This window comes from Pseudomonas sp. SW-3 (genome assembly GCF_016615645.1).
GTDB classification, from domain to species: domain Bacteria; phylum Pseudomonadota; class Gammaproteobacteria; order Pseudomonadales; family Pseudomonadaceae; genus Aquipseudomonas; species Aquipseudomonas mandelii.
In genome coordinates this window covers 593587-614496 of sequence record NZ_CP067098.1, presented here as the reverse complement: position 1 = coordinate 614496, position 20910 = coordinate 593587, and the positions used below count along the sequence as shown (strand labels likewise).

Genomic DNA, 20910 nt, shown 5'->3' with positions numbered 1-20910 from the left:
TCGACTGCCCGGTCTCAGCGGCCGTGGCTGTCGGTGTAGGCCAGCAGGGCCAGGAAGCGGGCGCGCTTGATAGCGGTGGCCAGCTGACGCTGATAACGAGCTTTGGTACCGGTGATGCGGCTTGGAACGATTTTGCCGGTCTCGGATACGTAGGCTTTCAGAGTGTTGAGATCTTTGTAATCGATCTCTTTCACGTCTTCAGCGGTGAAGCGGCAGAATTTACGACGACGGAAGAAACGTGCCATTTGATAGGCTCCTTAAAAGGTCCGTGGATTACTCGTCAGCGTTATCGCTGTTGTCGCTGTCATCACTATCAGCGCTTTCAGCGCCTTCGTGCTCAGGACGGTCGCGACGCTCACGGCGCTCACTGCGGTTTTCTTCAGCCTTGAGCATCTCGGATTGGCCGGTAACGGCTTCTTCGCGACGGATGACCAGGTTACGGATCACTGCATCGTTGTAGCGGAAGTTGTCTTCCAGCTCGGCCAGGGCCTTGCCAGTGCACTCAACGTTCAGCATCACGTAGTGAGCCTTGTGAACATTGTTGATTGCGTAGGCCAGTTGACGACGGCCCCAATCTTCCAGACGGTGGATTTTGCCGCCGTCTTCTTCGATCAGCTTGGTGTAACGCTCAACCATGCCGCCGACTTGCTCGCTTTGATCCGGGTGGACCAAAAAGATGATTTCGTAATGACGCATGAATGCTCCTTACGGGTTGTAGCCTGCCGTTCAAAAACGGTCAGACAAGGAGTGAATGACACTTATGGACTTGCTTGCGATAGACACGTGAGTGCCTGCCGTCACAGCAAGGGGCGCAATTGTAGAGAAGGGATAGAAGAGGTGCAAGGCAATTGGTGATTATTTGAACAGTTCGTTCGCACCGCAACTTTTCGCCCTGACACAAACCACTGTGGGAGCGAGCCTGCTCGCGAAGGGGGCATGACATTCAACATTGATGCTGAATGTTACTCCGCTTTCGCGAGCAGGCTCGCTCCCACAGGGATTACAACCGGCTTAAGACTTCTTGCCGCCCGCCGCAGCTTTGACGCTGCGCTGGCGCTGGGCCTCGAACAGGCAAACGCCAGTCGCCACAGACACGTTGAGGCTGCTGACGCTGCCCGTCATCGGCAGATGCACCAGGTAGTCGCAAAGATCGCGAGTCAGGCGACGCATGCCACTGCCTTCCGCGCCCATGATCAGGATGGTCGGGCCGGTCATGTCTTGCTGATACAGACTCTGTTCAGCCTCGCCCGCCGTACCGACAACCCACAAGCCACGCTGCTTGAGTTTTTCCAGGGTTCGCGCCAGGTTGGTCACGGCGACCAACGGAATCACTTCCGCCGCACCACAAGCCACCTTCCGTACCGTCGGGGTCAGGGTGGCTGACTTGTCCTTCGGCACGATCACCGCCAGCGCACCGGCCGCATCGGCCGAACGCAGGCAAGCGCCCAGGTTGTGCGGATCGGTCACGCCGTCGAGCACCAGCAGCAGCGGCGCGCCTTCGGTGCGATCGAGCAACTCGTCGAGCATCGCTTCGCCCCAGACCTGGCTCGGGCTCACATCCGCCACGACGCCCTGGTGCACGCCCTCAACCCAGGCATCCAGCTCACGGCGCTCGGCCTGGCCGACGGCCACGCGATTTTCCGCAGCCAGGGCGATCAGTGTCTGAACCCGCGGATCACTGCGGCCTTCAGCCAGCCAGATTTGCTTGACGCGTTTCGGGTGGTGACGCAGCAATGCTTCTACAGCGTGCACGCCGTAGATCTTTTCCAAATTACTCATGACTTGGCCTTAGGTTTACGCGCACCGCCGCTTTTGGCTGGGGCCGAACCCGCTTTCGGCGGGCCTTTACGGTGTTTGCTTGGCTTGCTGCCGGGGGCCTTGTCAGGCGCCGACCGTCCGGTCTTTCCCCCAGACGCCGCTTTACCGCCGCTTTTTGCTTCAGACAGTAACGCCTGTTTCAATTCACGGCTTTTACGCAACTCGGCATTTTTCGCCGCGGCATCGCTTGGGCGATAGGCTTCGACAGCCTTTTCCTTGGCAGGACGACGACCGGTTTTAGCCGGTGCCGGTTCTGCTGCGGTTTTGGCCGATGTCTTGGCGGCTGGCTCGGTCTTTTCAGTTCCGCGCTTTTTGCGGCCGATCGGCGCGCTGATGGTTTTTTCCGCCATCTCGAAGTCGATCTTGCGTTCGTCGAGGTCAACGCGCATCACGCGCACTTCAACGGTGTCGCCAAGGCGGAAGCTGCGACCGGTACGCTCACCGGCGAGGCGGTGGTGCACAGGGTCGAAGTGGTAGTAATCGCCCGGCAGCGCGGTGACGTGCACCAGGCCTTCGACGTAGATGTCGGTCAGCTCGACGAACAGACCAAAACCGGTCACTGCGGTGATCACACCCGGGAACGATTCGCCCACACGGTCTTTCATGAACTCGCACTTGAGCCAGTTCACCACGTCGCGGGTGGCTTCGTCGGCACGGCGTTCGCTCATCGAGCATTGCTCGCCGAGCTGCTCCAGCGCCGCTTCGTCGTATGGATAGATGCGCGCTTTCGGAATAGTCATCGCGCCGGCACGGCGAACGTGCGGGGTGTTCTGCTTGGAATGGATGACGCTGCGGATCGCCCGGTGCGTGAGCAAGTCCGGGTAGCGGCGGATCGGCGAGGTGAAGTGGGTATAGGCTTCGTAATTCAGGCCGAAGTGGCCCTGGTTATCGGCGCTGTACACCGCCTGGCTCAACGAGCGCAGCATGACGGTCTGGATCAAGTGGAAATCCGGACGGTCCTTGATGCTGGCCAGCAAGGCCTGGTAATCCTTCGGCGACGGGCCGTCCTTGCCTTTGTGCAAGGACAGGCCGAGCTCGCCGAGGAAGGCGCGCAGTTTTTCCAGACGCTCCGGTGGCGGACCGTCGTGGACGCGATACAGCGCAGGGATTTCGTGCTTTTTCAGGAATTCGGCGGTGGCCACGTTGGCCGCCAGCATGCATTCCTCGATCAGCTTGTGCGCATCGTTACGCACGGTCGGACGGATTTCGGCAATCTTGCGCTCGGTACCGAAAATGATCCGGGTTTCCTGCGTTTCGAAATCGATCGCGCCACGCACGTGACGAGCAGCCAGCAGCACTTTGTACAGTGCGTAAAGCTGCTTGAGGTGTGGCAGGACGTCGGTGTACTCGCCACGCAGCTGACGCGCTTCTGTGAGTTTCGGCGTTTCCAGCATCGCGCTGACCTTGTTGTAGGTCAGGCGGGCGTGGGAGTGAATCACCGCTTCATAGAAGCAGTAGTCGGTCATCTCGCCGGTTTTGGAGATGGTCATCTCGCAAACCATGGCCAGGCGATCGACGTGCGGGTTCAGCGAGCACAGGCCGTTGGACAGCTGCTCCGGCAGCATCGGCACGACGCGCTCGGGGAAGTACACCGAGTTGCCGCGAACCTGGGATTCGTTATCCAGTGCCGAACCGATCTTCACGTAGCTGGAAACGTCGGCAATCGCCACGTACAACTTCCAGCCGCCGGAGAACAGGCGCAGCTTGCCAGGCTTGGCTTCGCAGTAAACCGCGTCATCGAAGTCGCGCGCATCTTCACCGTCGATGGTCACGAACGGCAGATGACGCAGGTCGATGCGCTTCTCTTTGTCTTTCTCTTCAACTTCAGGCTTGAGCTTGGCGGCTTCTTTGAGCACCGCCTCAGGCCAGACGTGAGGAATATCGTAGGTGCGCAGGGCAACGTCGATTTCCATGCCCGGCGCCATGTAGTTGCCCACGACCTCGACCACGTCGCCTTGCGGCTGGAAGCGCGGGGTCGGCCAGTGCGTGATCTTCACTTCGACGAATTGACCGATCTGCGCGTTGGCGTTACGACCCGGAGTGACCAGCACTTCTTGCTGGATCTTCGGATTGTCCGCCACCACGAAGCCGATACCGCCTTCTTCGAAGTAGCGACCGACGATGGTCTCGTGGGCACGGGACACCACTTCGACGATCATGCCTTCGCGACGACCGCGACGGTCGAGGCCAGACACACGGGCCAGGGCTCGGTCACCATCGAACACCAGGCGCATTTGCGCCGGGCTCATGAACAGGTCATCGCTGCCGTCGTCCGGGACCAGGAAGCCGAAGCCGTCACGGTGACCGCTGATGCGGCCCAGGATCAGGTCGAGCTTATCCACAGGCGCATAGGTGCCGCGACGGGTATAGATCAGTTGAGCGTCGCGCTCCATGGCGCGCAGGCGGCGACGCAGGGCTTCGATCTGGTCTTCCGTGGTCAGACCAAACTCTTCCACCAACTGCTCGCGGTTAGCAGGCGAACCCCGATCAGCAAGGTGCTGAAGGATCAGTTCGCGGCTAGGAATAGGGTTTTCATATTTTTCCGCTTCACGAGCGGCCTCGGGATCGAGGGACTGCCAATCGGCCATTAGAGAGTTTTCACCTTGTCTATATGCGGGTTAGTTTGGCATAGGCGTAATGAAACGGGAAATTTCAGGCTGCGACAGCCTATCTAAAGCCTTATATCGACAGCGCAAAGCTGATTTAAATGCCGCTGGTAAAATTTTCCAGGTTTTTTTGATGCCAGGGGTTTACAGTTAAAAAGACGCTCCGTATAGTGCGCGCCATCGACGACGCACTAGCGTTGCCGATACTGCCCAGATGGTGAAATTGGTAGACACGCCAGCTTCAGGTGCTGGTGACCGCAAGGTCGTGGAAGTTCGAGTCTTCTTCTGGGCACCAATTACGAGCTTGAGATTAGATCAATTTCAAGGCTCACACAAAAACCCGCGAAAGCGGGTTTTTTGCATTCTAAACATCTGATTTATTAAATCTAAATCAGGGGTTTACAGATCAAAACGCTCTCCGTATAGTGCGCCACATCAACAGCGGCGACGCTGAAGATTATGCCCAGATGGTGAAATTGGTAGACACGCCAGCTTCAGGTGCTGGTGACCGCAAGGTCGTGGAAGTTCGAGTCTTCTTCTGGGCACCAATTCAAATTCAAGGTTTCGATCTTGGATTTCACAGAAACCCGCGAAAGCGGGTTTTTGCGTTTCTGGCATTCAAAAACTCCAAACCATTACTCCTCCCTCGCCACAGAGATCGCACCCCTCTAGCAAAACCCTCTGCGCCCCGCAAGGCGCACTTGAGAAACAATATCGTTTATCATTGTTTCAAGTTTTTGCAATGCGACAGTGAGGAACCCTGCGAATGATGTTTCGAAATACCCTGCGCCGCGGCCTGACCTTCACCCTGCTCGGCCTGGCACTCGCCACTCCCCTCATCCAGGCTGCTGATCCAGTTTCCCTGACCCTCTACAACGGCCAACACAAGGAAGTCGGCGACACCATCGCCAAAGCCTTCGAGGCCAAGACCGGCATTCACGTCAACGTGCGCAAAGGCAGTAGCAATCAGCTCGCCAGCCAGGTCGTCGAAGAAGGCGACCGCTCTCCCGCCGATGTGATCTACACAGAAGAATCGCCTCCGCTGAACAAACTCGGCGAACAGGGCCTTCTGGCCCAGACCGACGCCGCCACCCTCGCCGTTCTGCCGAAAGACTACGTCGCCGGTAATGGCACCTGGATCGGCATCACCGCCCGGGTCCGCGTGGTCGCTTTCAACCCGAAACTGATCGATGAAAAAGACCTGCCCAAGTCGGTGATGGAATTCTCCGATCCGAAATGGCAAGGCAAGGTCGGTTTCGTGCCTACCAGCGGCGCGTTCCAGGAACAGGCCGTGGCAATCATCAAAGTGCATGGCATGGACGCGGCCGAAGAATGGCTGACCGGCCTGCGCGCGTTCGGCAAGACTTACAGCAACAACATGGTTGCGCTGAAAGCGGTGGAAAACGGCGAAGTCGCCACCGTACTGGTGAACAACTACTACTGGTTCGCCTTGCAACGGGAAAAAGGCCAGCTCGACTCGAAACTGCATTACTTCACCGGCGGCGACGTCGGCGGCTTGATCACTGTTTCCAGCGCCGCCGTGCTGAAATCCACCAAGCATCCAAAAGAAGCCCAGCAATTTCTCGCCTACATGGCCAGCGAAGAAGGTCAGCGCGTGATCACCCAGACCACCGCCGAATACCCGCTGCACAAAGGCATGGAATCGGATCGCGGTCTCAAGCCGTTCAGCGAACTGGAGGCACCGAAAGTCACCCCGGCCGACCTCGGCAACGCCGAAGAAGCCCTGGACCTGGAACGTGACGTTGGCTTGAACTGATGAGCGCATCGTTATCCGCCCCCGCCTCGCGCGGGGGTTACGTGCCACGGCGCAAGCGGCCGTCGATCTGGCTGGTGCTGCCGGTTTTGCTGCTGGTGGTGCTCAGCCTTTTGCCGCTGGTGTATGTCGGGCTCAAGACCTGGCAGGCCGGCTGGGCCGAGGCGCTGCATTTGCTGTGGCGGCCTTATGTGTTCGGGCTGCTGCGCAATACATTGGCGCTGATGATCGGCGTGACCGTCGCCTGCGGCGTGATCGGTTTGTCCCTTGCCTGGCTGCTGGAACGCAGCAATCTGCCGGGACGGCGTGTGTGGGGCGTTATCCTGTGCTTGCCGTTCGCCGTGCCGGCGTTCGTCAGCAGTTTTACCTGGGTATCCCTGAGCGCGCATTTCGAAGGCCTGGGCGGGGCGATCCTGGTGATGACCCTGTCCAAGTACCCGCTGATCTTTCTGCCCGTTGCAGCAACCCTGCGCAACCTCGATCCGTCCCTGGAAGAGTCAGCCCGCACGCTGGGACAGAATCGGTGGGGCGTGTTTTTCAGGATCACCCTCCCCCTGCTTTGGCCGTCCCTGCTTGCAGGTTCGCTGTTGATTGCCCTGCACATGCTGGTGGAGTTCGGCGCCCTGTCGATCATCGGCCTGCAAACCTTTACCACCGCGATTTATCAGCAGTTCGAACTGGAATTCAGCAACGCCAACGCGGCGATGCTGTCGGCGGTGCTTCTGGCGCTGTGCCTGGTGCTGTTGTGGCTTGAGTTGCGAGTACGCGGCAAAGGCCGGCACGTGCGCACCGGCCAGGGCGCAGCGCGGCAGGCGGAACAGGTTCGACTGGGGCCGTGGACGGTTGCCGGACAGGTTTACTGCCTGGCATTGGCAATCATCGGCAGTGGCATTCCGCTGGGGATGCTGGCGTACTGGCTGGCGGTAGGTTCGTCGGCAGCATTCCCGGTGGCAGCAATCAGCGAGGCGCTACTGTCGTCCCTGGCGCTGTCGCTGGGTGGCGCTGCACTGTGCCTGGTGCTGGCGGTGCCGGTGGGATTGCTGGTGGTGCGGCACAAAGGCCGGCTGGCGATCTGGGCCGAGCGCTTGCCCTATCTGCTGCACGCGCTGCCAGGCTTGGTGATTGCGCTGACGCTGGTGTATTTCGCCCTGCATTACGTGCCGGTGCTGTACCAGACTTCGGCACTGCTGCTGATCGCTTATGCGCTACTGTTTTTGCCATTGGCGCAGGCACCGATTCGCACGGCGCTGAACAAGGCCGCGCCGCAACTGGAAGAGGCGGCACGCACGCTGGGGGCATCGTCTTTCAGTGCGTTTTGCCGGGTGACGCTGCCGATCATCTTTCCAGCACTGGGTGCAGCGTTTGCGCTGGTGTTTCTGGATGCGATGAAGGAGCTGACGGCGACGCTGCTGTTGAGTCCGACCGGGCTCAATACGCTGGCGACGGAGGTTTGGGCGCATACCGCGAACGTGGAGTTCGCGGCAGCGGCGCCTTATGCGGCGTTGTTGATTCTGGTGTCGGGGCTGCCGGTTTACCTGTTAACAACCCGGATGTATTTGAGCCGTTGAGATCGCCATCGCGAGCAGGCTCACTCCCACATTTGATCTGAGGTGGTCACAAATTCTGTGCCCACCCACAATCCCGTGGAAGTGAGCCTGCTCGCGATGACGTCAGCTCAACCAATACAAGTCTTACGCCCTGAACTGCCCCAGGCTTGCCTTCAGCTGCGCCGCCAACCCATCCAGCACCTTGCCGCTGGCCGTGGTTTCCACCACCGCCTGAGCCGCTTTCTCAGCTTGCGCATGAATCGTCTCAACCCGACCGCGCACCGCCTGCGCACCTTGCGCCTGATGCGCCGCTGCCTGGGTCGCCAGACCAATCGCCGCATGCACCTGCTCGACCGATGCCTGCACCGATTGCTGCAACCGTGCGCTGTCACGCAATACCAGCAAACCTTCATTGGCCTGACGCCCGGCCTGGCCGATCGCTGCCACCGCTTCACGCGCCCCTTGCTGCAAGGCCACGATGTGCGCCTGGATGTCGCCGGTGGAGCTTTGAGTCTTGCTCGCCAACGCCCGGACTTCGTCCGCCACCACCGCAAAGCCGCGACCGGTTTCGCCGGCACGCGCCGCTTCGATGGCGGCGTTCAGTGCCAGCAGGTTGGTTTGCTCGGCGATCCCGTGAATCACCGTCAGCACCACTTCAATCTGCTCGCTCTGCTGCGCCAGACGCTCGATGACTTTCGCCCCGGTATCGACCTGCCCGGCCAACGCCTCGATCAGGCTGCCGACCTTCGCCGAAGTTCGAGTGTTCTCATCGGTGGCCGAACGAATGTCCACCACTTGCTGCAACGCAGCCTGCATGGCGTGGCTTTCCGACTGGGCTTCATCGGCCATCTGCGACAACGCGCGCAGGCTCTCAGCCACTTCATCACGCTGCATGCCCGCCGCCGCATCAGCTCCGGCATTGCGCAGGGTCATGGCGCCGATTTCCACACCGGTACGCTGGGCCACATCGCCCGCTTCGCGCACGATCGGCTGCAACTTATCCACAAAGCGGTTGACCGCCGCGGCCATATCGCCGATTTCATCTTTGCTATTGATCTGCACGCGCTTGGTCAGGTCGCCCTCACCCGCCGCCAGGTCATCCATGGCGGCGATGAGCATTTTCAAGCGATTGACCACGCGACGGCCCAGCACCACCGCGAGCAACAGCAGCACACCGCAACCGACCAGCGCCAGGAACATCCCGATGCGCCAGCGCAATGTCGACGCCGCTTCCTGCACGGTGCTGGTGGTGTTGGCTTTCATTTCAGAGGCCGTAGCCTGCGCAGACGTCAGACGCGCACGCATCGCCGTGGCGCTGTCGGCGGCCGCGCCTTTGAGGCTGTCGCCAACCAGTTGATCTCCGCTGGCGATCAGCGCCGCAAAACGTTTATCCAGGGCCGCCAGATCAGTTTCCACCGAGGCGGTCGAGACACCCATCAAGACCTTGCCGATTTCCACGCCGTTGGGGTTGATCGATGCTTCGAGGTAGTAGACCGATGGATCGTTCTTCGCCGCGTCCAGCACTTTGTCCAGCGCACGCTCGCCCTGGCCTTTCTCCAGCAGCGCCTTGTTGATCGGGTTTTCGCGGTTGAGGTAGCGCGTCAGGTGTTGACCCGTCGCGTCGTCATACACCACGAACAACACGTTGGGATTGCGCTGGGCTCGACGGGCAAATTCGGACAGGGTTGGAACGTCGCTGTCCCACATGGCGCGCGGAGCGACCGAGGCCAGCAGTTGCGCCATGTCGTTGGCCGAATCCTTGAGATCCTTTTCCAACGTCGCACGCAATTGCACCTGCTCGTCTTTCAAGCGAGTCGACAAGCCGGCGGTGAGTCGCTGACGGGTGCTGGTAGAGAGGTTGTCCAGGCTCGACGTGACTTCACGCCCCGCCTGCTCAAGCTCTCCAGACAGTTTTTGGCTGTCGACACCCAGACGCACACCAAGATCAGCCTCAAGCGCAGTCACCGTGCTCCGAGTCAGAGCAACAGCCACCAGCACCTGCACCAAAAGGGCGATACCAAGGGTAACGAACACAGGCCGCAACAAACGGCTTTGTAACAATGAGAGAACGGCCGACACTTGGAATCCCTCTGCTTTGGCGCCATTAAATTGATGGCGCACTGGAAGCGATGCTTTTATTCAACATCACAGCAAAGGTCATGCCGTCCGGCAGGTATAAATGACAAAGGGCCCAATCAAGGGCCCTTTGCTTTCTACATCAACAACTTATTAAGCGAACGGGTGACGCAAAACGATGGTTTCGTTGCGGTCCGGGCCCGTCGAAATAATGTCAATCGGCGCACCGACCAACTCTTCGACGCGCTTGATGTAGTTGCGAGCAGCTTGCGGCAGCTCTTCCAGCGTCTTGGCACCGACGGTGGATTCGGTCCAGCCTGGCATCTCTTCGTACACCGGCTCCAGGCCGATGTAGCTGTCGGCGTCAGTCGGCGCGTCGATCACTGCACCATCCTGGTTCTTGTAGCCAACACAGATGTTGATGGTTTCCAGACCGTCCAGCACGTCCAGCTTGGTCAGGCACAGGCCCGAGATGCTGTTGACGTCGATAGCGCGACGCAGGATGACGGCATCGAACCAGCCGCAACGACGGGCACGACCGGTGGTAGCGCCGAACTCGTGGCCACGCTTGGCCAGGAATGCACCCACGTCGTCGAACAGCTCAGTCGGAAACGGACCCGAACCCACGCGGGTGGTGTACGCCTTGGTGATGCCCAGGATGTAATCCAGGTACATCGGACCAAAACCCGAACCGGTAGCGATGCCGCCCGCGGTGGTGTTGGAGCTGGTGACGTACGGGTAGGTACCGTGGTCGATGTCCAGCAGGGAGCCTTGGGCGCCTTCGAACATGATGTCTTTGCCAGCGCGACGCAACTCGTGCAGCTCGGCGGTGACGTCGAGCATCATCGGCTTCAGCAGCTCGGCGTATTCCATGCACTCGTCGAGTGTTTTCTGGAAGTCGATCGCAGGCTCTTTGTAGTAATTGACCAGGACGAAGTTGTGGTAATCCAGCAACTCACCCAGCTTGGCGGCGAAACGCTCACGGTGGAACAGGTCACCGATGCGCAGACCGCGACGTGCAACCTTGTCTTCATAAGCCGGGCCGATGCCGCGACCGGTGGTACCGATCTTCAGCTCGCCACGGGCCTTTTCACGGGCCTGGTCCAGCGCGACGTGGTAGGACAGGATCAGCGGGCAGGACGGGCTGATACGCAGGCGCTCACGCACCGGTACGCCTTTCTCTTCCAGCTTGATGATTTCCCGCAGCAGAGCGTCGGGTGCAACCACCACGCCGTTGCCGATCAGGCACTGCACGCCTTCGCGCAAAACGCCCGACGGAATCAGGTGCAAGACGGTTTTTTCGCCGTCGATCACCAGGGTGTGACCCGCGTTGTGGCCACCCTGGTAGCGCACTACGGCGGCAGCATGTTCGGTCAGCAGATCAACGATCTTGCCTTTGCCCTCATCACCCCATTGGGTGCCCAGGACTACGACATTCTTACCCATAACACTTGTCCTCATTCGCGCAAACTTGGTGCCGGCCGCAGCCGACAGGAAAACTCAAGAAGCCAGTGGCGATACTTGCCAAAGCCCGTTCTGCTGAATCAATTGCCGGTCGCAGTCCGCTTCACGGGCGGCGGCCAAAGGTTGTCCAGGCAACGCCTGAACGACACGCTGACCCTCACTGCGCAACTGACAAACCTGCTGCCAGAGTGCCGCATCCGTACTGTCAGGCATCCAGATACCGCCAGACGGTAGCTTGATCTCAGCACGCCCCAGGGTCACCAGGGTTTTCAAATCGGTGGAGAAGCCGGTTGCCGGACGAGCGCGACCGAAGTCGGCGCCGATGTCGTCGTAACGACCGCCCTGGGCAATGGACTGGCCAACACCCGGTACGAACACCGCGAACACCACACCGGTGTGGTAGTGGTAGCCGCGCAACTCGCCCAGGTCGAAATAAAGCGGTAACTCCGGGAAACGCGTGGACAGACGCTCGGCAATCGCCAGCAAATCGTCCAGCGCCGCCAGAACCGGCGCTGGCGCATGCGCCAGACGCTCGCGAGCAGCGCTCAATACTTCACGGCCGCCACACAGATCGACCAACGCGCGCAACATGCCCGACAGATCGGCAGGCAAGCCTTCGGTCAAGGTAATGACCTCGTCGATGGCCTTGCGTTGCAACGCATCGAACAACTGCTGTTCAACTTCGCCAGACAGACCGGCCGCACGGGCCAGGCCGCGGTAGATGCCGACATGACCGAGGTCCATGTGCACATCCGGCACATCGGCCAGTTGCAGCATGGCCAGCATCAGGCTGATGACTTCCACGTCGCTGCTCGGGCTGGCATCGCCATACAACTCGGCGCCCAGCTGGATCGGGCTGCGTGAGGACGACAGGGCGCGCGGCTGGGCATGCAGCACGCTGCCGGCATAGCACAGGCGGCTCGGGCCTTCACGGCGCAGGGTGTGCGCATCGATGCGCGCCACTTGCGGCGTGATGTCGGCACGGAAACCCATCTGCCGGCCCGATTGCGGGTCGATGACCTTGAAGGTCCGCAGATCGAGGTCCGAGCCCGCGCCGGTCAGCAGGGATTCCAGGTACTCGATATGGGGAGTCACGACAAACTCGTAACCCCAGCTCTGGAACAGATCCAACACCTGACGACGCGCAACTTCAATGCGCGCCGCCTCTGGTGGCAGTACTTCTTCGATGCCATCTGGCAGCAGCCAGCGGTCTACCGTTGCCATTACGCCATTCCCCTATGATCCGGGCGGCCAGCCGTTGGGCGAGCCTTGAGTGAAGCAGAAAATGGTCGGCGCATGTGCAAACCACGCGCATAAACAACGTGGCGAAAAGCCTGAAACCGGCTTCGCCAACCACTTTCCTCGAAAAACCTGTCGAGTCATTCAACTCGGGCGCCCGCTAAAAACAGCAATCAAACGTGCAGACGCAAAAAAGCCGGGAATTTCCCGGCTGCCGCATCATACACACGTTTTCCCAAAGGATCACCCCGCCCGAGGCTTTAGCCGCCAGGCGGGGGATGATTCAGGTCAACGTCGTATCAAGGCTTGGCTTTTTCCAGGTAACGGAAGAAGTCGCTGCTTGGGTCCAGGACCATGACGTCGGATTTGTTCGCGAAGCTTTCACGGTAGGCGCGCAGGCTACGGTAGAAACCGTAGAACTCCTGATCCTGGCCGTAGGCCTTGGAGTAGATCGCAGCGGCCTGGGCATCACCATCACCGCGAACCTCTTCAGATTCACGATAGGCTTCAGCCAGCAGCACACGGCGTTGACGATCGGCGTCGGCACGAATGCCTTCTGCCAGCTCGTTACCCTTGGCGCGGTGCTCGCGAGCTTCACGCTCACGCTCGGAGCTCATACGCTCGAACACACTGCGGTTTACTTCTTTCGGCAGATCGATGGCCTTGACCCGGACATCGACAACTTCGATACCCAGCTCTTTTTCCGCCATCTTGTTCAGTGAGGCAGTGATGTCGGACATCAGCGCATCACGCTCACCGGACACCACTTCGTGCAGCGTACGCTTACCGAACTGGTCACGCAGGCCCGACTCCAGACGACGGGAAAGACGCTCATCGGCAATCTGCTTGAGGCCGGAAGTCGCGGTGTAGAAGCGCTCGGCATCTTTCACGCGCCACTTGGCGTAGGCATCGACCATCACGGCTTTCTTTTCCAGCGTCAGGAAGCGTTGCGTCGGTGCATCCAGCGTCATCAGGCGTGCGTCGAATTTGCGCACCTGGTTAACGTAAGGCACTTTCACATGCAGGCCCGGCTGAACATCGGCCTGGACCACCCGACCGAACTGCAGCAGCACCGCACGCTCGGTCTGAGCCACGATGTAGAAGCAGTTCCAGGCAGCGATGGCCACGACGACGCCGACAATAAGGGCGATCAGCGATTTATTGCTCATCAGCGACTCTCCCTGGTACGTGCTTGCTGTTGCTGCAGATCAGCTGCCGCACGCGGATTCGCTTCATTGCTGGTGGCTGCCGCACCGGTCACCGGAGTGCTGGTGTTGCGACCACTTTCGACCATCTTGTCCAGCGGTAAGTACAGCAGATTGCTCTGGCCATTCTTGTTGCCGGTCACGAGGACCTTGCTGGTATTGGTGAAGACTTCCTGCATGGTGTCCAGGTACAGACGCTCGCGGGTGACTTCAGGGGCCTTGCGGTACTCGCTCACCAGTTTGGTGAAGCGATCAGCCTCACCCTTGGCGCGCGAGACGGTTTCGTCACGGTAGCCGTTGGCATCTTCGAGGATACGCTGGGCCTGACCACGGGCTTCCGGCACGACGCCGTTGGCGTAGGTTTCAGCCTGGTTGCGCGAACGCTGCTCGTCTTCACGGGCACGGATCACGTCATCGAAGGCTTCCTGTACTTCGCGCGGTGCCGCTGCGCTCTGTACGTTCACCTGAGTGATGGTGATACCGGTGCGATAGGTATCCATGAAGCGTTGCAGACGCTCCTTGATTTCGCTGGCCATCAACTCACGACCTTCGGTCAGCACCTGGTCCATCGCGGTGGAACCCACCACATGGCGCAAGGCACTTTCGGTCGCGTGCTGCAGGCTGATTTCCGGCGCATCGACGTTCAGCACGAAGTCCTGCAGGTTGCTGATCTTGTACTGCACGGTCAGCGGCACTTCGACGATGTTCTCGTCTTCAGTGAGCATTTGACCCTGCTTGGTATAGGCACGCTCACGCGTGACGTTTTCCAGGTACTTGCGATCGATCGGCGGGAAGTAGATGTTCAGGCCCGGGCCGACGGTTTCGTAGTACTTGCCGAAGCGCAGCACCACGGCTTGCTCCTGCTCGTCGACTACGTAGACCGCGCTGTACAGCCATACGGCCGCCAACACGACCAGGCCGATGCCGAGCAGGCCGCCGAAGCCGCCACTCTTGCCCGAACCACCGCCGTCATCACCGCGTTTCTTACCACCACCGAACAACCCGTTCAGGCTTTCCTGCAGCTTTCGGAAGGCCTCGTCGAGATCCGGTGGTCCCTTGCGGTCGCCGTTATTGCGGCGCTTGCCACCCCAAGGATCCTGATTATTCGAGTTGCCACCCGGCTCATTCCAAGCCATAGCGCTCTCCATCTGATAAAGCAAAGACGCACCCACGGCGCGCCGACCAATGCTACAGAATGCCTGTCACCGCGGCACAACCGCTTTTTCAGGCTTTTATTGCAAAGTGTGTTGTTCGATGAATTCCATCGGTTGCAGACCTTCGCGACTCACCAGTCGATTCAACTCAACCCGTGGCAAGCGAACGGCCAGCAGGCTGATGCCTTCTTCGTCGTGTTCTTCTTTCTGCACCGCACCGAGTTCGAAAAACTGCGCACGCAGTCGAGCAAAACGTTGCGGCAAGCGCAAGGTGCCAACAAACAAATCACCGCCCAGCAACTCGGCAATGGCTTGCTCAAGCAATTCCAGACCACTGCCATCACGCGCCGACAGCCAGACCCGTTGGGGCTTGCCGTTTTCGTCGCGCTGGATTTGTGGCTCAACGCCTTCAAGCAAATCGAGTTTGTTATAGACCTCGAGGATCGGCAAGTCCTGGGCACCGATCTCGCCCAGCACCACCATCACCTGCTCGATCTGCAACATGCGATCCGGCTCGGCCGCATCGATCACGTGCAACAGCAGGTCTGAGTTGCTCGACTCTTCGAGCGTAGACCGAAATGCCTCAACCAGTTTGTGGGGCAAGTGGCGTATGAAACCCACCGTATCGGCCAGGACAATCGGCCCCAGGTCGTCGAGCTCCAGACGGCGCAAGGTCGGGTCCAGCGTGGCAAACAACTGGTCAGCCGCGTACACGTCGGATTTCGTCACGTTATTGAAGAGCGTGGATTTGCCGGCGTTGGTATAGCCCACAAGGGACACGGTAGGAATATCCGCACGCGAACGGCCGCGTCGCGACTGCTCGCGCTGACTGCGTACTTTTTCCAGTCGGCCCTTGATCTGTCGCAGGCGTACCCGCAGCAAACGGCGGTCGGTTTCCAGCTGGGTTTCACCCGGGCCACGCATGCCGATACCGCCACCTTGACGCTCAAGGTGAGTCCAGCCACGAACCAGCCGGGTGCTCATGTGGTCAAGCTGGGCCAGTTCTACCTGGAGCTTGCCTTCATGGGTACGGGCGCGCTGGGCGAAAATATCGAGAATCAGACCCGTGCGGTCGATCACGCGACACTCGAAAACACGTTCGAGGTTACGTTCCTGACTGGGCGTGAGGATGTGATTGAAGATCACGAGATCTGCCTTCTCGGCATGGACCAGGTCGCGAAGTTCCTCGACCTTGCCGCTGCCAATCAGGAATTTGGCGGTTGGCCGATGACGCGGCACGTTAAAAAACGCAACGGTCTCGGCGCCAGCCGAATTAGCCAACTCCTGAAACTCCTGCGGATCTTCGCGCGCCTCAGGGTCCTGTCCATCCAAGTGAACGAGGATCACTCGCTCACCACCACCGTGGCGCTCAAAGAACAAAGGAGACTCCTATCAGGCGTTACCTGGCTCAGCGTCACCTGCTTCGGATTCGGTTGCGCTAGGCAGACGAATTGGACGAACCGGCACCACTGTAGAGATAGCGTGTTTGTAAACCATCTGGCTGACGGTGTTTTTCAGCAGGATAACGAACTGGTCGAAAGACTCGATCGTGCCTTGCAGTTTGATCCCGTTCACCAGGTAGATGGACACCCCAACTTTCTCTTTACGTAAAGTATTCAAGTAAGGGTCTTGTAGCGAATGCCCTTTTGACATGTGCCGCACTCCTTTAAGGATTCAATATAAAAAATAGGTAAACAGATGGCTTGTGGCCGTCACACCCCCAAGGATAGACGGCAATTGCAAGGACTCAGCTCAATATGGAGATGGTCCCCAGGTATTTCAAGGCGCGCGGCAGATTGTCGCAATCCAGGCTGTCCAACCAGTGTAAATCAGCCCAGCTGCGCAGCCAGGTGAACTGACGCTTTGCCAATTGGCGCGTGGCAATGATTCCACGCTCCTGCATCTCGGCTTGGGTCAGCTTGCCATCCAGGTAGTCCCAGACTTGTCGGTAGCCTACCGCACGTATAGACGGCAACCCGGAATGCAGGTCACTTCGCTTACGCAGGGCTACGACCTCGTCAATGAATCCCTGTTCCAACATAACTGTGAATCTTTGTTTAATTCGCTCGTGCAGTACCTGGCGATTTGCCGGAGCAATGGCCAAGTTCGCGACAGTATAGGGCAATTGTTGCAGTCCCGAAGCGGCTGCTTCAGTACTTTGCGCACTTTGTCTCAGCCGCAGCTCGGTCATGCTCTGACCGCTGACGCGATAAACTTCCAGCGCTCGACTGAGTCGCTGCGGATCGTTCGGATGAATTCGCGCCGCCGAAACCGGATCTACGAGCGCCAATTGTTCGTGCAGGGCTTGCCAGCCAAGGCGTGCAGCCTCTTCTTCGATCTGCGCACGAACCTCGGGATCTGCCGCCGGCATTTCTGCCAGTCCTTCGACCAAAGCCTTGTAGTAGAGCATCGTGCCGCCTACAAGCAGCGGAATTTTGCCGCGCGAAGTGATCTCGGCCATCGCCTCCAGCGCATCACGGCGAAAATCCGCCGCCGAATAGCTCTCGGCCGGGTCAAGAATATCGATCAAACGGTGCGGAAACTCGGCCAGAATCTCTTTCGAAGGCTTGGCGGTGCCGATGTCCATGCCGCGGTAGACCAGCGCCGAATCGACACTGATCAGCTCGCAAGGCAGCACTTTGGTGAGTTCGATGGCCAGATCAGTCTTGCCCGCTGCGGTCGGGCCCATCAGGAAAATCGCAGGTGGGAGTTGGCTCATCAACGACCGCGCAAGAACAGTTTGTCCAGATCGTCCAGGCCCAATTGGGTCCAGGTCGGTCGGCCATGGTTGCATTGACCGCTGCGCTCGGTGTTTTCCATGTCCCGCAGCAGACCGTTCATTTCCGGCAGCGCCAGACGCCGGTTTGCCCGAATCGCGCCGTGGCAGGCCATGGTGCCAAGCAGTTCGTTGAGGTGCGCCTGGATACGGTCGCTGGTGCCGTATTCCATCAGATCGGCCAACACATCACTCACCAATCGATTCGCTTCAGCTTGCTTGAGCAAGGCTGGAATCTGCCGGATCGCCAGTGTTTCCGGGCCGAGTCGCTGCAACTCGAAGCCCAGACGCTGGAACCACGCGACGTTTTCTTCGGCGCAATCGCCTTCGCGCTCGCTAACCGCCAACGATTCCGGCACCAACAGCGGCTGGCCGCTCAGGCCTTCGCTGGCCATCGCGATTTTCAGGCGCTCGTACATGATCCGTTCGTGGGCGGCGTGCATGTCCACCAGCACTAGGCCTTGGGCGTTTTCCGAGAGAATGTAGATACCTTTGAGCTGCGCCAATGCATAGCCCAATGGAGGAATATCATCCTGACCGGCCGGGAGCGCGACGGCATTTGCCTCTGGCAAAGGTGCAAAAAACTCCCGGTACGCCGCTTGGGCCTCAGCCGCTGGCACGCCGGACTGAGGACGCGGCGTGTATTGATACTGAAAACCGGCGCCAGCGCCCGAGCCTGCCGTCGTATTGAACGACGGCTGCGCCTGAGGTTGCTCCAGCAGGGCATTGGCCGCCAGGCGCATTTCGCCTTGGGGACCGAACTCGCCCGCATCGATACCGGTCGGCCGAACGATCGCCGTCGCCACCGGCGCAGCCAGATGATCATCCGGTCGCACATCGCCCAAGGCGCGGTGCAAGGTGCCGTAGAGAAAGTCGTGGACCATACGCCCGTCACGGAAGCGCACTTCGTGTTTGGTCGGGTGCACGTTGACGTCGACACCGGCCGGATCGACCTCGAAAAACAGCACGAACGTCGGGTGCCGACCATTGAACAGCACGTCGCGATACGCCTGGCGTACCGCGTGGGCCACCAGTTTGTCGCGCACGGCACGGCCGTTCACAAAAAAATACTGCAAGTCCGCCTGGCTGCGGTTGAACGTCGGCAACCCGACCCAACCCCACAAATGCAGGCCATTGCGTTCGATTTCGATCGGCAGCGCCTGTTCCAGGAAACCTGAACCGCAAATCGCTGCCACTCGCCGCGCACGGGCCGCGTCGTCATGGGCTTCGTGCAGGCTGAGGATGGTTTTGCCGTTGTGACGCAAATGAAACGCCACGTCGAAACGCGCCAGCGCCAGACGCTTGATCACTTCTTGCAGGTGATCGAATTCGGTTTTTTCAGTCTTGAGGAATTTGCGCCGCGCCGGGGTGTTGAAGAACAGATCGCGCACTTCAACCGAGGTGCCCACCGGGTGGGCAGCGGGTTGAACCCGGGGGGCCATGTCCCGGCCTTCGGTCTCGACCTGCCAGGCCTGGTCGGCATCCTTGGTCCGGGACGTCAGGGTCAGACGCGCCACGGAGCTGATCGAGGCGAGGGCTTCACCGCGAAACCCGAAGCTCATGACCTGCTCGAGGTCTTCCAGGTTGCGAATCTTGCTGGTGGCGTGTCGCGCCAGGGCCAGCGGCAGGTCATCGGCCGAAATGCCGCTGCCGTCATCGCGCACCCGCAACAGCTTGACGCCACCCTGCTCCACATCGACATCGATGCGCCGGGCGCCGGAGTCGAGGCTGTTCTCCAGCAACTCCTTGATCACCGACGCCGGGCGTTCAACCACCTCACCGGCGGCAATCTGGTTCGCCAGTCGCGGGCTGAGCAGCTCGATGCGAGCCGCATGGGTCAACACCTGATTCATTCTTTGGACGCCAGTTCTGTGCCGGGAATGGTCAGGGTCTGACCGATTTTCAGCTCGTCGCTTTTCAGGTTATTGGCGCTGCGTAATGTGGCCGGAGACACTTGGTAACGCACGGCAATCATCGCCAGCGTCTCACCCGGGTTTACCCGGTGGTCACGTGGGCCTTGAGCGATCTTGCCGGAATCACGCAGCCAGGCGATGTAGGTGCCCGGCGGCGGGTTCTGCTGGAAGAACTGGCGCACGCCACTGCTGATCGAACGGGCCAGCGCCTGCTGGTGGTTCGCGGCAGCCAGTTTGGACGCTTCGTTGGCGTTGGAGATGAACCCGGTTTCGACCAGGATCGACGGGATGTCCGGCGACTTCAACACCATGAACCCGGCCTGCTCCACGCGCTGTTTGTGCAGCGGCGTGACGCGACCGATGTTGCTCAAGACTTTTTGACCAACGTTCAGGCTGGACGTCAGGGAAGCCGTCATCGACAGATCGAGGAGCACGCCCGCGAGCATGCGGTCCTTGTCGTCGAGGCTGACGTTGCCGGCACCGCCGATCAAGTCGGAACGGTTTTCGCTATCGGCCAGCCAACGGGCCGTCTCCGAGGTGGCGCCGCGATCAGACAGGGCAAACACCGACGCACCGAACGCCGCAGCCGAAGGGGCGGCATCGGCGTGGATCGAGACGAACAGGTCGGCGCCTTTCTTGCGGGCGATTTCGGTACGGCCGCGCAATGGAATGAAGTAGTCGCCGGTACGGGTCAGTTCGGCGCGGAAGCCTTTCATGCCGTTGACCTGGCGTTGCAATTCGCGGGCGATGGCCAGCACCACGTCTTTTTCACGCTGACCGCGAGACCCCGAGGCACCCGGGTCTTCGCCGCCGTGGCCGGCGTCGATCACCACGATGATGTCGCGTTTGCCGGCAGGCGCAGGCGGCAGCTTCACCGGAGGCTCTACCGGCGTGACCGGCACCGGCGCCACCGTCGCGACATTGGTCGGCGCCGGTATTGGCGCGGCATCGGCGGCGTTATCGAACAGGTCGACCACCAGTCGATTGCCGTACTGGGCATTTGGCGCCAGGGTGAAGCTTTTTGGCGTAACAGCTTTTTTCAGGTCGATGACCACCCGCAAATCGGTCGGCGTGCGTTGGGCCGAGCGCATGGCGGTAATCGGGGTGTTCGAGGTGTTGACGTTCAGCGGCGAGCCAAGGGAGGCGCCATTGATGTCGATCACCAGCCGATCCGGGGAGGTCAGGGTGAAAACGCTGTGTTGCACCGGCCCGGTCAGGTCGAACACCAACCGTGTGTTATCCGGCGCCCGCCACAGGCGAACGCTGTTGACCTTAGTCTCGGCCACAGCGTCGACGGTCACCGCCAAAAACAACATCCCTACGGCAGCTACCATCGCG

General features: G+C 60.0%; 16 protein-coding genes and 2 tRNA genes. 4 read left to right on the top strand and 14 right to left on the bottom strand.

Annotated elements, in window-relative coordinates; all coding sequences use genetic code 11:
- Positions 1–14: 14 nt before the first annotated feature.
- The 4 genes from rpsR to rnr form a co-directional block, all read right to left on the bottom strand.
- Positions 15–245 carry a 30S ribosomal protein S18 gene (gene rpsR / locus JIO00_RS02675; protein ID WP_002551829.1) on the bottom strand — a complete coding sequence of 77 codons (231 nt, stop codon included), beginning with the start codon at positions 243–245 and terminating at the stop codon, positions 15–17.
- Between the two features lie 28 nt (positions 246–273).
- Positions 274–696: a 30S ribosomal protein S6 gene (gene rpsF / locus JIO00_RS02670; protein WP_003217491.1), complete on the bottom strand. Its 423-nt coding sequence runs from the start codon at positions 694–696 to the stop codon at positions 274–276.
- 315 nt (positions 697–1011) lie between these two features.
- Positions 1012–1779 carry a 23S rRNA (guanosine(2251)-2'-O)-methyltransferase RlmB gene (gene rlmB, locus JIO00_RS02665; protein ID WP_010464188.1) on the bottom strand — a complete coding sequence of 256 codons (768 nt, stop codon included), beginning with the start codon at positions 1777–1779 and terminating at the stop codon, positions 1012–1014.
- Complete coding sequence (gene rnr, locus JIO00_RS02660) at positions 1776–4406, bottom strand: ribonuclease R (RefSeq protein WP_010464189.1); 2631 nt, start codon at positions 4404–4406, stop codon at positions 1776–1778. Before rnr ends, rlmB begins: the two co-directional genes overlap by 4 nt.
- Before the next feature lie 226 nt (positions 4407–4632).
- Here rnr and JIO00_RS02655 point away from each other — a divergent pair.
- The 4 genes from JIO00_RS02655 to JIO00_RS02640 all read left to right on the top strand — a co-directional run bounded on the left by JIO00_RS02655 (position 4633) and on the right by JIO00_RS02640 (position 7766).
- Positions 4633–4719, top strand: a tRNA-Leu gene (locus JIO00_RS02655).
- 166 nt (positions 4720–4885) lie between these two features.
- Positions 4886–4972: transfer RNA gene (locus JIO00_RS02650), tRNA-Leu, on the top strand.
- Between the two features lie 218 nt (positions 4973–5190).
- Positions 5191–6201, top strand: a complete 1011-nt coding sequence (locus tag JIO00_RS02645; protein ID WP_200667568.1) for an extracellular solute-binding protein — start codon at positions 5191–5193, stop codon at positions 6199–6201.
- On the top strand, positions 6201–7766 hold the full coding sequence (locus JIO00_RS02640; protein ID WP_200667566.1) for an ABC transporter permease: 1566 nt from the start codon (positions 6201–6203) through the stop codon (positions 7764–7766). The genes JIO00_RS02645 and JIO00_RS02640 overlap by 1 nt, the downstream gene beginning before the upstream one ends.
- A gap of 123 nt (positions 7767–7889) precedes the next feature.
- Here JIO00_RS02640 and JIO00_RS02635 read toward each other — a convergent pair whose 3' ends face one another.
- The 10 genes from JIO00_RS02635 to JIO00_RS02590 all read right to left on the bottom strand — a co-directional run bounded on the left by JIO00_RS02635 (position 7890) and on the right by JIO00_RS02590 (position 20888).
- Positions 7890–9824: a methyl-accepting chemotaxis protein gene (locus JIO00_RS02635; protein ID WP_172792095.1), complete on the bottom strand. Its 1935-nt coding sequence runs from the start codon at positions 9822–9824 to the stop codon at positions 7890–7892.
- Between the two features lie 150 nt (positions 9825–9974).
- Positions 9975–11267 carry an adenylosuccinate synthase gene (locus JIO00_RS02630; protein WP_010464193.1) on the bottom strand — a complete coding sequence of 431 codons (1293 nt, stop codon included), beginning with the start codon at positions 11265–11267 and terminating at the stop codon, positions 9975–9977.
- Between the two features lie 54 nt (positions 11268–11321).
- Positions 11322–12509 carry an ATP phosphoribosyltransferase regulatory subunit gene (locus tag JIO00_RS02625; protein WP_010464194.1) on the bottom strand — a complete coding sequence of 396 codons (1188 nt, stop codon included), beginning with the start codon at positions 12507–12509 and terminating at the stop codon, positions 11322–11324.
- A 314-nt stretch (positions 12510–12823) separates the two neighbouring features.
- Positions 12824–13693: a protease modulator HflC gene (gene hflC / locus JIO00_RS02620; protein WP_010464195.1), complete on the bottom strand. Its 870-nt coding sequence runs from the start codon at positions 13691–13693 to the stop codon at positions 12824–12826.
- Positions 13693–14865 carry an FtsH protease activity modulator HflK gene (hflK, locus tag JIO00_RS02615; protein ID WP_200667565.1) on the bottom strand — a complete coding sequence of 391 codons (1173 nt, stop codon included), beginning with the start codon at positions 14863–14865 and terminating at the stop codon, positions 13693–13695. The genes hflC and hflK overlap by 1 nt, the downstream gene beginning before the upstream one ends.
- A 96-nt stretch (positions 14866–14961) precedes the next feature.
- Positions 14962–16263, bottom strand: a complete 1302-nt coding sequence (hflX, locus tag JIO00_RS02610) for a ribosome rescue GTPase HflX (RefSeq protein ID WP_010464197.1) — start codon at positions 16261–16263, stop codon at positions 14962–14964.
- 12 nt (positions 16264–16275) lie between these two features.
- Positions 16276–16536: an RNA chaperone Hfq gene (gene hfq / locus JIO00_RS02605; RefSeq protein ID WP_007902656.1), complete on the bottom strand. Its 261-nt coding sequence runs from the start codon at positions 16534–16536 to the stop codon at positions 16276–16278.
- 94 nt (positions 16537–16630) lie between these two features.
- On the bottom strand, positions 16631–17602 hold the full coding sequence (gene miaA, locus JIO00_RS02600) for a tRNA (adenosine(37)-N6)-dimethylallyltransferase MiaA (RefSeq protein ID WP_010464198.1): 972 nt from the start codon (positions 17600–17602) through the stop codon (positions 16631–16633).
- Entirely contained in the window at positions 17602–19500 is a 1899-nt protein-coding gene (gene mutL, locus JIO00_RS02595) for a DNA mismatch repair endonuclease MutL (RefSeq protein WP_200668594.1), read from the bottom strand. Before mutL ends, miaA begins: the two co-directional genes overlap by 1 nt.
- A gap of 8 nt (positions 19501–19508) precedes the next feature.
- The gene (locus tag JIO00_RS02590) at positions 19509–20888 is read right to left on the bottom strand and encodes an N-acetylmuramoyl-L-alanine amidase (protein ID WP_370654465.1); all 1380 of its coding nucleotides are present in this window, start codon (positions 20886–20888) and stop codon (positions 19509–19511) included.
- Between the last annotated feature and the right edge of the window lie 22 nt (positions 20889–20910).

Coding starts and splice junctions, on each gene's coding strand:
- hfq (WP_007902656.1), bottom strand. CDS start 16,536: ATGTCAAAAGGGCATTCGCTACAAGACCCTTACTTGAATACTTTACGT.
- JIO00_RS02625 (WP_010464194.1), bottom strand. CDS start 12,509: ATGGCAACGGTAGACCGCTGGCTGCTGCCAGATGGCATCGAAGAAGTA.
- JIO00_RS02640 (WP_200667566.1), top strand. CDS start 6,201: ATGAGCGCATCGTTATCCGCCCCCGCCTCGCGCGGGGGTTACGTGCCA.
- JIO00_RS02630 (WP_010464193.1), bottom strand. CDS start 11,267: ATGGGTAAGAATGTCGTAGTCCTGGGCACCCAATGGGGTGATGAGGGC.
- JIO00_RS02645 (WP_200667568.1), top strand. CDS start 5,191: ATGATGTTTCGAAATACCCTGCGCCGCGGCCTGACCTTCACCCTGCTC.
- rnr (WP_010464189.1), bottom strand. CDS start 4,406: ATGGCCGATTGGCAGTCCCTCGATCCCGAGGCCGCTCGTGAAGCGGAA.
- JIO00_RS02590 (WP_370654465.1), bottom strand. CDS start 20,888: ATGTTGTTTTTGGCGGTGACCGTCGACGCTGTGGCCGAGACTAAGGTC.
- rlmB (WP_010464188.1), bottom strand. CDS start 1,779: ATGAGTAATTTGGAAAAGATCTACGGCGTGCACGCTGTAGAAGCATTG.
- rpsR (WP_002551829.1), bottom strand. CDS start 245: ATGGCACGTTTCTTCCGTCGTCGTAAATTCTGCCGCTTCACCGCTGAA.
- rpsF (WP_003217491.1), bottom strand. CDS start 696: ATGCGTCATTACGAAATCATCTTTTTGGTCCACCCGGATCAAAGCGAG.
- miaA (WP_010464198.1), bottom strand. CDS start 17,602: ATGAGCCAACTCCCACCTGCGATTTTCCTGATGGGCCCGACCGCAGCG.
- hflK (WP_200667565.1), bottom strand. CDS start 14,865: ATGGCTTGGAATGAGCCGGGTGGCAACTCGAATAATCAGGATCCTTGG.
- hflC (WP_010464195.1), bottom strand. CDS start 13,693: ATGAGCAATAAATCGCTGATCGCCCTTATTGTCGGCGTCGTCGTGGCC.